Genomic DNA, 14,021 nt, shown 5'->3' with positions numbered 1-14,021 from the left:
ATTTGTTTGTTTTTCAGGTGTTCGGAGGTAAGTTAGTTTTAATTCATCTTTATCATTTTAGGTTAGAATTTAATTTGATTAGGATGAAAATAAAGCATAGAAATTTATTTGCAAAATCATTTTTTGGGGAATTCAAGATAATATTAGATTATTACCTACAAATATAATTATCTAATAAAAAAGCGTTTTAAATTTCAAACTAATTAAAATTTAAACATTTATTAAGCAAAATTAAGCTAACTAAAATTTACTATTGTAACAACCTAAATTGCTTATATGAGAAAAAAGGGGTAAAAAAATAACCTTCTGAGATTCAGAATTGAATTGAAATCAAACAGAGCAACAATCAATCAATTCCGAACCTAGAAGGTTTATAGAAAAATAGATAAATTATTATCCTCCACTTGGAAGGTGAAGGAACATAAAAACATAATACATGGCCCAACCTATAAATACAATCATAATAATCCAGACCCACCAAGGAATACCTTGCGGGGTTTCACTACCGTCAATGAGAAAAGTTTCTGAATTACCTTTTCCATAGGCATTGATCATAATTGGCACCCGATCGTCAAGCACCGCATTTTCTCTGATTCCTGTGATTTCTATTGCAGGACCGTTACGAACTTCAAAAGGAATAATTCGAATTCCTTCCTTACCTTCAGGGTCTTTACTGACAATTCTTAACTGATGCTTCCCATCGGCTAATTTATGGGTATCCAATTCAAAGTTGACAGGACTATAAGTTTCTGCAATTGGGATATTTTCATCATCGATAAAAATGAATATTTTACTTTTTTGGCTCATAGTTTTCAGGATTTAAGATACCTCTTTTAATATGGTCTGCTTGGTTTTCACCGGGTTTGATCAACATTTTAATAAAAAGGATCAGTGCAATAACCGAGATGAGGAATATAGCGAGGACCAATACATATTCAAGATCGCTTTTTGGCATTGTTCCATGCGCCCAGCCGCGAAAAATTTTGGGTTGATTTCGTTCACAAACGGGACATGCCATCAAGAAAGAATAGATAGAGCAAAACAGTAGGGTTAATTGAAATTTCTTCATGTTAGTTGGATTGAGTTTTTACGAAATCAACAATTTGTTTAATATCTTCTGGTTTAATTTTCTTGCCATTATTTCCCCAGCTTGTTCTTTCATAATTAATAATTGCGGCGACTTCTTTTTCAGTAAATCCTGCGGTTACACCTACTGGGGCCATAACACCATATTCAGGTCTACTATCGTAGCCATTCATGATGATATCCACATACAATTCGAGGTCATCGCCAGTTACTACGGGACTACCTTTCAAAGGTGGAAAAGCTCCCGGTAGCCCATTGCCATCGGCTTGATGACAGGCTTGACAATGAGCTACATAAAGTGCCTCTCCGTCTAATTCATCATTAGCTGCACCCGAATTGGAGTCGGCAGGAGCTTTCCTCTTATATAGAAATTCTGGAACATCAGCTTCCAGTTTAACTTGTTTCAGAGATTGTAAATAGGCAATTAGTTGCAAAGCTTCTTTGCTGGCAATAACTTTATGACCATTACTAGGAGCAAATTCTTCAGGAATATTTACCACTACATCATTTTTTCCTGGAATGGATTTCGATTCAAACAGGAAAGGGTAAGCCGGCATAATGGATTCCTTTACGACAATTCTAGGGTTGTAAAGATGGACAAGATTCCATTCTTTACTTGGTTGGCGATTACCTACATCTGCTAAATCAGGCCCTGTTCTTTCAGTTCCCATTAAGGTCGCAGTGTTTCTCCACAGGTCCATTCGTTCGTTTCGGGCATAATCTGCCGCTACACTGGGACGTTGACCGAATACCTTATCCATATCCACATTTCTGACTTGTTGGGTATGACAGGCCACACATCCATTGGCAATAAAAAGAGACTTACCAGCCATGGCATCTTCGGAAAGTGGTTCAGAGTCCGGCAATGGCGCATTAATCAGCTGGTTATTCAATGCTGGAAGAATGGCCACGAAGACGGTCAGCAGCACGAAGAACAAGGTTGCTGTAATAAATAGTTTTTTATGATCGTCAAAAAAATTCATGATCGATAGTTTTATTTTTGAACTCTAAGAGTTGACTGGTTTTCAAATTGGGTTGTTATTTCCTCCGCGATGTCTATTTCTTTGACTGGGACCATCATCTTGTATAAGTTATATGCAAATATGAGGTGGGAAAGCCACATCAAACTACCTCCTATCGCTCTCCATAACCAATAAGGCGCCATAAACATGACTCCATCAATAAATGGTTTACCTTCCAGCCACATGATCCCTTTCAATGTAGATCCATACATCAATGGAACGGTATACATGAGCATACCAATAAATGCGAACCAGAAGTGTGCACCAATACTAATCTGTGGGGCTTCTTTTCCAGTAAAGCGGGGTACAATCGTATATATTGATGCCCAAAGGAAGAAGCTAATGATGCCATACATGGTCAGGTGTGAGTGTGCAACGGTAAAGTCGGTGAAGTGCCAGATCAGGTTAGTTTCGCGGAAGGCTTCTGCTGTTCCTTGCATAGATCCGGTGAAGTAAAAGATAATACCGACCAAGAAAAATGGAAGGATATAACTATCTCCTAATTTGTACCAGGATCCCTTGAAAGTCATCAGGAAGTTGGTTGTACCCGCAATAACAGGGATTGCCATTCCTGCACTTCCGACGATTGCAACAGTTTGCAACCACCAAGGAATCGAACTAAAGACAAAATGGTGACTACCGATGAGGGTATAAAAAAGAATCTGGGTCCAGAAAGCCAAGATACCTAAGCTATAGGAATAGATAGGCCTATTCAATTGCTGGGGCAAAAAGTAATATACCAGGCCTAAGCAGAAAAGCATAAACCACATTCCTACCCCTTGGTGCATAAAATATCCCTGGATAATTGTTTCACCAAGACCCTTTTGCCAGAAAGGTAAGTAGGCTGCCAAACTGATGACAATCGTAAAGATTACCGCTGATACGATATACCAATTTGAGATATAGATTTCTTTTGTCGTTCTATTTGCAATGGTCTTATAATAATTGATTAGTGTTAATACCAATGCAATTCCGAACAGCAGCATAATAGGCCATATATATTCCCTATACTCGCCACCACTATTGTTAATTCCGGCCATCAAGGCGATGGTCCCCAGAGTTACACACAAATTTATTAGGAACAGGCTGTACCAGCCTAATTTCATACTAAAGAGTTTTGTATTACTCACCCTTGGTACTACATAGTATCCTAAGCCGATCATGGCTAAGGATGCCCAACCCCAAAATACAGCATTGGTATGAACAGGTCTTAGTCGGCCGAAGCTCAACCAACTCAAGTCTTCCATATCAGGAGCTACGAATTTAAAGCCAAGATATTCACCAATAGTAGTTCCGAATACCAGCCAAAAGGTGGCGGAGATTAGATAGCAATTCACCATTTTCGATAACTTGACATCAAAATTTGTACGAAGGGTAGCTTTTTTCTTTTTGGAAACAATTGGAATACCTTCTACTTCATTTAGGGTCAGTAGACCTTTTGGATCTTCCGCGGGATCTTTTCCAGCGAGGAGATTTTCCTCCAGTTGATAATCGGCAGCTTCCTGAAAAGCGGTCAATTCTTTTTGAACCTCAGCTAAAGGCCTTTTTTCCAATTCCTGCACGATTAAATCTGCTTCCTCTTTTTGGGCCTGAATATTTAAATGGGTTAGCTTTCTATTGATTCTAACAAACAACAAAACTAGAATAAAAATAGTCGGTATCAAGAGCAAAACCAACGTAATAATCACACCCGCTTTAGACCAAACGGATTCACTGATACCATCAATTGAAACGGTTTGAGCAAAGGAATCGAGCGGAAATAAAGAGCAGCCAAAAAGGAAAAAGGCCAGTAACCAAGATTTAATTTCTTGTTTACTCTTGTGTTTAAGGATCCGAGCAATTTGGTTTGAGTTCATTTTCCGTAAAGCATTCTTGAAGGGGTTTTGAGAGAAATTTGATTTCTCTTTTAATAGATAAGTACTGATTTGTTTAATACGATCAATCAAAAGCAGAACCACGATCAATATGGACAGGAAAATCAATAAGAGAAATCCTAGCCAAAACTCAATCGGACTGATTTTGGAGTGAAAGAAAATGGATTGGAGGAGTAAACCATGTGCTGAATCCGCAGCAGAATGGAATAAATTAAAAGTTAAAATTGAACCCATGTTAATTTGTTATGACCTTAGCATTCACATCAAATCATCATTTTTGTCCAAATTGGATATGAGGATTTCCCGATAGAACTCAATCAATTTGATGACTTGATTGGACAAAGTTAAAACAAGAATTAATAAAAGACAAATTTATCTTTTATTAATTCAAAGGAAACATAAGGTGAAAAATATGTTAAGCTCCTGACAAGTGTTTAAGGTGTCTTATCAGGAGCTAAAGGAGTTCAATTGAAATAAGCGAAAGAGAAGAATTAGACGGCTTGTCCAAAAGTTATCAGGTTACTATCAGGGTCGAGGATTGCAAATTCCTTTTGCCCCCAAGGTTTGACAGCAAGGCTGCCGTTTGGATGAATATTTACCCCTTTTTCAATTAATTCCTGATACAATTGGTCAATATTGTCTACACGAATATAAACTTGTCCATAATTTTCTTCAGGAACAAGATCCAAGAAAATGAAAAAATGGAGTTCCACATTATCTTTTTTCAAGATCATATAACTTTCAAAGTTTGCGAATCCAATTTCCTGGAAACCTAACTGATTCAAATAATATTCTTTCGTCACTGTCTTGACGCGCATGGGCAATTTAGGGCAAGCTAATGTTAACATAGTTCAAATTTTTAAAGTTAAAATATGGATAAAATCTTAGAGTTTGAATAGAAAGAGCCATCCCCCCACTCATTTCTCTATTGGGATACCATTACCTAAAACAACTACTCAAAATTAAATTATTTTCTGTTCAAAATATTATTTTTACCCGCCAAATCAAAGCAGGATTAATTTGAGATTAGTAGCTAAAAATTATTAATTATTTATTCAGTATATAACCAATTAGTTTACAGTAACATATGATTACAAGCGCTTTTGAAAAGCTTTTTACTTGAATTTTTAACATAAAAAGACAAAATATATCCCCCATATGTACGTTTTGTAATCATTGTATCATTGTCGTTACAATAAAATCACATTCATAAACTTCAATTATGTATAAAACACTAACCCATCTATTTCTATGGCTATTTGCTATACAATTAACTTATGGACAGCAACGAACAATAAAAGGGACCGTTGTTGATGAACAAACAAAATCAGCGATTGTTGGTGCTACTGTTCGTTTAGATGCCAGCAAGAAAGCCACTTCGACCGACGAATCAGGAAAATTTAGTTTAGAGGCACCCGCAGGCTCTGTAAATCTAAGCATCAGTGTTTTGGGCTACAACACTGTAAAGCAAACTGTATCAGCGACTGATTCAGTGATCAATATTTCGATGAGTCCTCAGACTGCTCGCATCGATGATGTCGTAGTAACTGCACTTGGGGTACAACGAAAATCTAAAAGCCTAACCTACTCTACACAAACCGTTAAAGGGGAAGAGTTGACCAAGGTAAAAGATGCGAATCCTATGAACAACCTGACAGGTAAGGTATCCGGGATGCAAATCAATCGAAGTTCTTCCGGTATTGGAGGTTCGGTTAATATTGTTCTTCGGGGATTTAAGTCCAACCGGAATAATCAGCCTCTCTATGTAATCGATGGACTCCCAATCACCAATACAGGGGGTAGTGGTTCAGAAGGAGCCTTTGGTGGCGGCCCAGATCGAGGGGATATTTTAAGTACCTTGAATGCCGATGACATCCTAAGCATCAATGTTTTGAAAGGAGCATCCGCATCAGCCTTATACGGTAGTCAAGGTGCCAACGGAGCTATTATGATTACCACCAAGAAAGGTGCTGAAGGAAATCTAAAGATCGATGTATCCTCCAGCATCACCGCGGATCAAGCATTTTATCTTCCGAAATTACAATACCGATATGGTCAGACCACCCAAGATTCTGAAGAGAGCTGGGGTGAGAAAGGTTCCTTTCAAGATCCAGTGGACAACTTCTTTAATACAGGTACGACCTTAATCAATACCATTTCCTTGAGTGGTGGAACCGAAAAGATGCAAAATTATTTCTCTTATGGTAATACCAGCAATAAAGGAATTCTTCCAACCAATTCTTTTAAGCAGCATTCAGCGACTTTTAGAAATTCGACCAATTTTTTCGATAATAAATTAACCTTTGATGGAAGTATGATGTACTCCAGACAAGACATTCATAATCGTCCATCTTCGGGTTTATATTTTAATCCTATTGCGGGTTTATACCTTTTCCCAAGAGGCTTGGACTTTGACAAATACAAGAATAATTACGAATACCTATCCCCGACACGGAATTTATACCTTCAAGATTGGTGGAATATCAATGCGGATGCAGGGTTGACAGGAACGCATCATTCACAGAATCCGTTTTGGGTGTTGAATAGGAATCCGACTTTCCAATGGAGAGATAATATTATCGCCCAAGGGCAATTAAAATACAACATTAATGAGTGGTTATCGGTAAGTGCCAGAGGTACCTTGAACAAACGTTGGGATAAATGGGAGCGTCATGTCTATGCAGGTACGCAGGGAGTTTTATCAGGTGAGAAAATTGAAGGTGTCTTAAATGATAATGGCCGATATACCCGCGATCAAACAGAAAGCACAGCGTTATATGGAGATTTATTGTTCATTGGAAATAAGACCTTTGCTGAGGATTGGGATTTGAACTTTACTGCAGGAACATCCATTAACGATACCCGTTCCAACGGATGGAATTTAGATCAGTTAAAACTAGCCGTGGCGAATAAGTTTTTGCTCAGCAATATATACCGTGATGCACCCATCAATGTCCTGAACGAATCCATTAGCAGAAGGCAATTGCAATCTCTTTTTGCATCGACCAATTTAGGATATAAGGATAAGATCTTTTTGGATTTGACCGCACGTAACGATTGGGCCTCTACCCTAGCGAATACACCGCAGGAGAAAAAAGGATATTTCTATTGGTCCGCAGGTTTATCGGCAGTCCTTTCAGACATGATAAAAATGCCAAGCTTTATTACCTACAGTAAACTTAGGTTAACCATGGCAGAGGTAGGAAACGATGTGGGAATTTATAGTACCATTCCGACCAATACTTTAGCGACCGGTATCCTGAATGCCAATGTTTCGGGTCCATATCAAGGTTTACCACTTCGTCCTGAAATCAGTAGAAGTTATGAAGTTGGGTATGAAGGTAGATTTTGGAATGATCGGATCAACTTTGATTTAGCCCTTTACAAAACCAATACCAAGGATCAGTATTTTTCGTATGAAGCAACAGTTGGTCAGGTCTATACCACGGTATTTTTGAATGCAGGAAATGTGGAGAACAAGGGTATAGAAGCTGCCTTGGGGATTGATGCGATTAAGAAGGATAATTTCACCTGGAATACCTCGGTAAATTTCACTGCAAATAGAAATAAGATCTTGGAGTTAGCCCCGAAACTTGGGGAGCGTTATTCCGTAGGTGGTAATTTCAATGTTCTGAGATTAAATGGATCATTTGGGGATTTTTGGGCAAGAACATTTTTAAGAGACAGTAACGGCGTTATGGTTGTTGATGACACTGGTAGGCCACAAATTGGACCTGAAGGATATATCGGCAATAACAATCCTAAATCCATTGTGGGATGGAATAACACGATCAATTACGGAAAATTCGGATTGAGTTTTACGATTGATGCTAGATTTGGCGGACAAGTAATTTCAGTAACAGACGGGTATTTAAATTCCTTTGGTGTTAGTGAGGAAAGTGCTGCCGCGAGAGATGCAGGTGGATTGGATATCCCTGCCGTGAAGGTGGATGGAACCCCATGGCAAGGAAAGATTCCTGCTCAAGCATATTATAGTGCCGTTGGGAATCGCGATGGTATAATCGAGGGTCAGGTTTATGATGCTACGAATATCAGGATGCGTGAGATCGCATTGACCTATGCATTACCAATCAAATGGAAAGGTGTAAATAGTGCATCGATTTCATTGACAGGTAGAAATTTATTTTTCTTCCGCAATGATGCGCCCTATGATCCAGAGTTGAATACGACCACTGGTGTTGGAGCACAAGGCTATGACAGCTTTTCCTTACCAGCAACACGTAGCTATGGACTAAACCTAAAAGTATCCTTTTAATAACCAAGAGAAACGAAATGAAGACATTAAAATCATATTATAAATTGTCGGGAATATTATTGAGTAGTTTATTCCTGACCATGAGCTGTACCAAGGACTTTACAGAATTAAATACAAATCCTGCAGGTGTTACGGATGAAGAAGCCATGGGAGACTTTGCCTTGGTCGCTTCTTTCCTTGCACAAGGTCAGCGAGCGATCTTATCCGAAAATGTTGGAGAATATCAGGTATCGAACAACTTGACGAGTGATGCCTATGGCGGGTATTTTGGAGCGGAAGCACCCTTTGTAGGAAATGCCAATAACCTGACTTATAGTTTGGTTCCGGGTTGGTATTCTTCCCTATGGGTTGACCGTTATATCCGCGCCATGAATCCATTGTTTCGAGTAGAACTAATGACCCGAAATGATGAAAAGATGAAGGATATTTTTGCTTTTGCTAAGATTCTTAAGGTTTCGGCCATGCATAGAACATCGGACAAAGTTGGGCCAATTATCTATAGTAAATATAATGCACCAGATGAATCCGATCAAATTCATTATGATAATCAGGAAGATGCCTATAAGAACTTTTTCAAGGATTTGGATACCGCAACGACTATTTTAAAGACTTACAAGGGGAAAGAAGTATCTGCGGCAATGAAAAAATCTGATTTAGCCTATACATCCAACAATTATGATCGTTGGTTAAGGATTGCGAATACCTTGAGATTACGATTAGCCTTACGAGTAGCCTTCAAAGATGCAGCTTTGGCAAAAACAGAAGGTGAAAAAGCGCTAAATCCAGAAAATGGAGGATTACTAGAGTCCACGGCTGACAATTGCTTTATCAAATTGAGTACCGACCATCCTTTAAATATTATTACTACGACCTGGAGTGATACCAGGATGCACGCTAGTATTGAATCGTTTTTAGGTGGATACAAGGATCCACGTATGGAAAAATTGTTTGAAAAGGCTACTGATCCTGCTGTCAAAGGACAGTATAAAGGGATCAGGACAGGTATTGACATCGATGCAAAGAGCAGGTATGATAATTATTCCAAACTTCTCCCATTACCAAATAAAATGCAATTAATGGTTTCTTCCGAGAGTTGGTTTCTAAAAGCTGAAGCTGCTTTGAGAGGATGGAGCAATGCTGGGGATGCGAAGAGCAATTATGAAAAGGGAATCGATAGGTCATTTGAAATGTACGGATTGAGTGCGGCAGCAACGGCTTATAAAAATAATTCAAGCGACAAGCCTATGCCTTACATCGATCCAAAGGCAATCAAAGCAGGGCAAAATGATATCAAAGCGGGTTCACCGTTTTTAAGTACGATCACCATTGCTTGGAATGAGGCTGATAGCAAGGATCGAAAGTTAGAAAGAATCATCACCCAGAAATGGATATCGATGTTTCCTGATGGAGATGAAGCCTGGGCCGAATATCGTAGGTCGGGCTATCCAATTTTATTTCCAGTAGTGGTTAACTACAGCAATAACACCATTCCTACGAATCCTGGAATTCGCAGAATGCCATATCCTGAGCGAGAATATAACAGCAATAGCGCTGCGGTGAATGAAGCGGTAAAAATGTTGGGAGGTCCTGATAATGGTGGAACCAGATTATGGTGGGATTCAACAAACAAAAAGTTATAATAAAATTCAATGGGTAGTATAATAAGCGGGTAGGAGAAATCCTACTCCGCTTTTTTTATGCCCCACACGTTCATTTTTGAACATAAGCTGTCCGAAAACGAACACAATAAAGGCTACAATAAAGCGTAATTTATTAAAAACAAACAACTTATACCGATGGCAATGAAATTGCTCTTCGAGCTTCATATTTAAACTATTAATCAGCATTTGCAAAATCCTAAAAAATGAATTGGAGTTATATAAAAATTGCTTGGCGAAATATTAGCAAGAAAAAACTACAGAACATTATCAATTTAATCGGATTAATCTGTGGAATTACTTTCATAATGATCGTAGGCGCCTACATTTGGGATGCTAAGCAGGTAAATGCCCATTTAAGAAATAAGGATCAGCAATATTTATTACAGAGCACGTATAAAAAAGAAGGTTTAGGAATTGAGCTCACTACCCTTGGGGCACTTCCTAAAGCTTTGGCAGAAGAATATCCACAGCTAGTCAAAAACTACTATAGAATAGACGGGTTGACCTGCATTGTTTCCAATGGATCAGATAAGTTTGAGGAATCAGCTAGTTTAGGTGACCCCACATTCTTAGCTATGTTTGGATTTGAGCTGCATGCTGGAGATGTAAATACCGCCTTGGTTGATCCTTTTTCATTAGTTATTACTGAGGCTGCCGCGATAAAGTACTTTGGTCGGATAGATGCTTTGGGAGAACAACTTTCCATTAGAAACTTCAAAGGTGAGAAACATGATTTTAAAGTAACTGGGATCATCAAACCAAATTACCGAAATTCAGTTCAGGAGTTAACTCCAGGCTTAAAAGGGGATTTCTTTTTACCTATTGCTTCCGAGAAATATTTTGGTCGAGAGCTTGATAGCTGGGAGAATCCTTATATCGTAGGATTCGTAGAATTGGAAAAGAATGTTTCTTTAGATCAACTCAAAGCAGCTATTAAAACCTTAGTGGGCAAACATACTGACCAGGTATTTTCAGACAATTACAGTCCGGATCTAAAACCTCTCAAGACCTATTATCTGGAGAGCAATAATGGTGCAATTCAAAAAATGATTGATATCCTCCTTTACATTTCCGGATTCATCCTGTTGATGGCTATTATTAATTTTATCAATTTCAATTTAGGTCAAAACATAAGTCGCTTAAAAGAAATTGGCATCAGGAAGATTATGGGAGCTCGTTCCAATCAGATAGCCAGCCTCCTACTTACGGAATATGTCATTCTCCTTGTTTTGATTTTATTAATCTGTTTTCCATTATATGTGTTTGCCAAGCCCTTATTTGAAAACATCTTTATGCGAAAACTACCCCAGATAACGGAATTGCCTTATTATTTTTATTTGGGTATTTTCTTATTTTCAATTTTAATAGGTTTAATCTCTGGCTTTTATCCAGCAATTAAACTTTCAAGGAACAGTTTATTGAATTCTGTAAAACTTCAGTTTGATAAAGTAAAAAACAAACAGAGTCTCCGAAAGACCTTGCTATTCCTTCAATTTACCACCGCCATTATTATTTTGACTTCCACCATTATCGTTGCTAGACAAATCCACTTGTTTGTAAATAGTGATTTAGGATATAATAAAGATTACATACTAACGGTCCAAACAACACGGGATTGGAGTCCGGAAGGTGTTCGGAAAACACAAACCATCCAACAAGAACTAGGGAAGCTGAATGAGGTTGAAGAGATCAGTTTATCTTATGAAACGCCAAATAATATCGTTGGGAAGGCAGAAATAGCCTTAATGGATAAGTCCGACGAGCCCATTAATTCTCAAATGATCATTTCCGATTCCAAGTTTGCTGAGACCTATCAGATTCCAATGTTGGCTGGCAGTTTTTTCAGTTCGGACCTTGTTGATTCGATGGCACCGAAAGAAGTGGTAATGAATCGAAAAGCGATGAATGTATTGGGCATACAGCATGCTGATGATGTAATTGGTAGAAATCTAAAGTTTAATGGCACTCCTGATCCTGTGCGCGTAGTTGGGATAACTGAAAACTTTATTCCTAATTCCATGCATAGTCCTAACACGGCAATTATTTGGCTGAATGTATCACAAAACAATCTCTATAGGTATTTCAATATTCGCATGAAACCCGGATCGATATCCAGTTCGATTGATAATATTGAGAAGAAATGGCATTTCCTGATGCCTGAAGCACCTTTTGAATATCATTTTATGGAGGAGAATATTCGAAAAATGTATGAAACCGAATTGCAATTGTACAGAGCTTCGATTTCAGCAACGGTAATTACATTAATCATCGTTTGTTTGGGTATTTTAGGTTTAGTTTCCTTATCCATTACTGCGCGAAGCAAGGAAGTTGGAATGAGGAAGATATTAGGCGCAAAACTATCAGATTTACTGATATTATTTTCTAAAGAATATTACCTTTTATTTTTCACATCTATCCTCGTTGCAGTACCAATCAGCTTCTTGATGATGAAAAAATGGTTGTACAACTATGAGTTTAGAATAGAAATTTCAGCATGGAATTTTTTATTGCCGATCTTAATCCTATTGACATTATTGGCAGGAATAATATTATTTGTTTTATACAAAAAAGGTAGGGGTAATCCTATTCACCGTTTAAAAGAAGATTAAGAAATCACCTAATAAAAAAGCCGGTATAAGCCGGCTTTTTTATTTTATTCTTATACTTTGGGCAATTGATAGCCATTATGATATTTAGCGGCTAAATAAGTATTAGCCTCCTCATCTGTAAATCTGGCTTTATTTTTATCCCAATAGAGTTTTTTTCCAGTTCTATAGGCGACATTTCCCATTTGGGAAAGAATAGCGATATGAGCACCTGCTTCGACAGGAGCATGGAGGATACTTTTGTCATTGGTTCGGATTGCGGTAACAAAATTTTCCATATGTTTTTCCAATCCATTGTCTTTCGAAGGTTGAGGAATTACTGCCTGCATCCTACCTCCTTCTGGAATTACCTCCCAACTGCCTCTATTCACGACCAGGGTTCCATTGTTTCCGATAAAGGCAACGCCATGATCTTTTCCATAGGGACCAAGATCTATACCAGTAGCTTGTTCCCATTGCAAGTAAAAATCATCAAAAGCGAATACCGTTATTAGGGAGTCTGGAGTTTCGGCGGCATCATCAGGATATGCGAATTTACCTCCTGTTGCCATGATTGAAATCGGGTCTGAAACTTTCATTCCAATCAATGCGAAATCCAACATATGAACTCCCCAGTCAGTCATCAGTCCGCCAGCATAATCCCAGAACCATCTGAAGTCAAAATGGAAGCGATTCGGGTTGAAAGGTCTTTTAGTTGCTGGTCCCAGCCATTTATCATAATGCACACCAGCAGGCGGAGCAGAATCCGGTTTTACCGGAATACTCTTCATCCATCCTTGGTATGCCCATGCTTTTACAGATCTGATTTTCCCTAATTTTCCACTATGGACAAATCCCATTGCATCCCTAAAATGTTGTTGACTACGTTGCCATTGGCCGACCTGAACAATTTTATTGTATTTTTTGTCGGCTGCAAGCATTACTTCACATTCCTTGATGGAGTTTCCGAGCGGTTTTTCCACATAAACATGTTTTCCAGCAGCAACAGCATCGACCATGATCATACAATGCCAGTGGTCAGGGGTTCCAATAATAACCGCATCAACATTCGGATCTTTTAACAAGTCCTTATAATCAATATATTTTTTGACTTTGATATTCTTTTGTTCGAGTTCGTTGCTTCTTTTGTTCAGTACATTTTCATCCACATCACAAAGCGCTGTACAGGTCACTTTATCAATCTTTAAAATTGCATTTAAGTTTGACCAGCCCATACCATTCGCACCGATAAGACCGATTCTCAAAGGTGAGTTTTGATTGGCAAAGGCTTGACTTCGAAAAAACAAAGAAGATGCAGCAAGTACAGCTGAACTTTTAATAAAATCTTTTCTTTTCATTTATGAATAATGTTTTAGGTTTAAAAAAAAGATATACAACGAGGGAATTGTTAATCTTTTAGAAAGATACAAAAATTCCAAAATAAAAGTTCTTCAAAATTCAAAAGAAGTATCGAAAAGAGTTAAGGATATTTTAGTATCTTGTAGAGAAGCAACGTT

The 14,021-nt window shown here is 38.2% G+C and carries 9 protein-coding genes; 3 read left to right on the top strand and 6 right to left on the bottom strand.

The window, feature by feature from the left end:
- Positions 1-393 precede the first annotated feature (393 nt).
- The 5 genes from PZ892_RS03955 to PZ892_RS03935 form a co-directional block, all read right to left on the bottom strand.
- On the bottom strand, positions 394-807 hold the full coding sequence (locus PZ892_RS03955) for a cytochrome C (protein ID WP_094255181.1): 414 nt from the start codon (positions 805-807) through the stop codon (positions 394-396).
- Positions 791-1,069: a hypothetical protein gene (locus PZ892_RS03950; protein ID WP_182499291.1), complete on the bottom strand. Its 279-nt coding sequence runs from the start codon at positions 1,067-1,069 to the stop codon at positions 791-793. Before PZ892_RS03950 ends, PZ892_RS03955 begins: the two co-directional genes overlap by 17 nt.
- A 1-nt stretch (position 1,070) precedes the next feature.
- Positions 1,071-2,069: a cbb3-type cytochrome c oxidase subunit II gene (locus PZ892_RS03945; protein WP_182499290.1), complete on the bottom strand. Its 999-nt coding sequence runs from the start codon at positions 2,067-2,069 to the stop codon at positions 1,071-1,073.
- A gap of 11 nt (positions 2,070-2,080) precedes the next feature.
- Positions 2,081-4,216 (bottom strand): cbb3-type cytochrome c oxidase subunit I, encoded by a 2,136-nt coding sequence (locus tag PZ892_RS03940; RefSeq protein WP_182499289.1) that lies wholly within the window; start codon positions 4,214-4,216, stop codon positions 2,081-2,083.
- A gap of 257 nt (positions 4,217-4,473) precedes the next feature.
- Positions 4,474-4,830, bottom strand: coding sequence for a VOC family protein (locus PZ892_RS03935; RefSeq protein ID WP_182499288.1), 357 nt, complete (start codon positions 4,828-4,830; stop codon positions 4,474-4,476).
- A gap of 374 nt (positions 4,831-5,204) precedes the next feature.
- Here PZ892_RS03935 and PZ892_RS03930 point away from each other — a divergent pair, with 374 nt between their 5' ends.
- From PZ892_RS03930 to PZ892_RS03920, 3 genes are all read left to right on the top strand, one after another.
- Positions 5,205-8,258 carry a SusC/RagA family TonB-linked outer membrane protein gene (locus tag PZ892_RS03930; protein ID WP_182499287.1) on the top strand — a complete coding sequence of 1,018 codons (3,054 nt, stop codon included), beginning with the start codon at positions 5,205-5,207 and terminating at the stop codon, positions 8,256-8,258.
- A gap of 17 nt (positions 8,259-8,275) precedes the next feature.
- On the top strand, positions 8,276-9,898 hold the full coding sequence (locus PZ892_RS03925; RefSeq protein WP_094255187.1) for a SusD/RagB family nutrient-binding outer membrane lipoprotein: 1,623 nt from the start codon (positions 8,276-8,278) through the stop codon (positions 9,896-9,898).
- A 224-nt stretch (positions 9,899-10,122) separates the two neighbouring features.
- Positions 10,123-12,528, top strand: a complete 2,406-nt coding sequence (locus PZ892_RS03920) for an ABC transporter permease (RefSeq protein WP_182499286.1) — start codon at positions 10,123-10,125, stop codon at positions 12,526-12,528.
- Between the two features lie 50 nt (positions 12,529-12,578).
- On the opposite strand, the gene PZ892_RS03915 is transcribed toward PZ892_RS03920, so the two are convergent.
- Complete coding sequence (locus PZ892_RS03915) at positions 12,579-13,862, bottom strand: Gfo/Idh/MocA family oxidoreductase (RefSeq protein WP_182499285.1); 1,284 nt, start codon at positions 13,860-13,862, stop codon at positions 12,579-12,581.
- Between the last annotated feature and the right edge of the window lie 159 nt (positions 13,863-14,021).

This window comes from Sphingobacterium sp. WM (assembly GCF_029542465.1).
Classification (GTDB): domain Bacteria; phylum Bacteroidota; class Bacteroidia; order Sphingobacteriales; family Sphingobacteriaceae; genus Sphingobacterium; species Sphingobacterium cellulitidis.
Note: the sequence above shows the minus strand (reverse complement) of the source record. Positions and strands in the feature narration are given on the sequence as shown.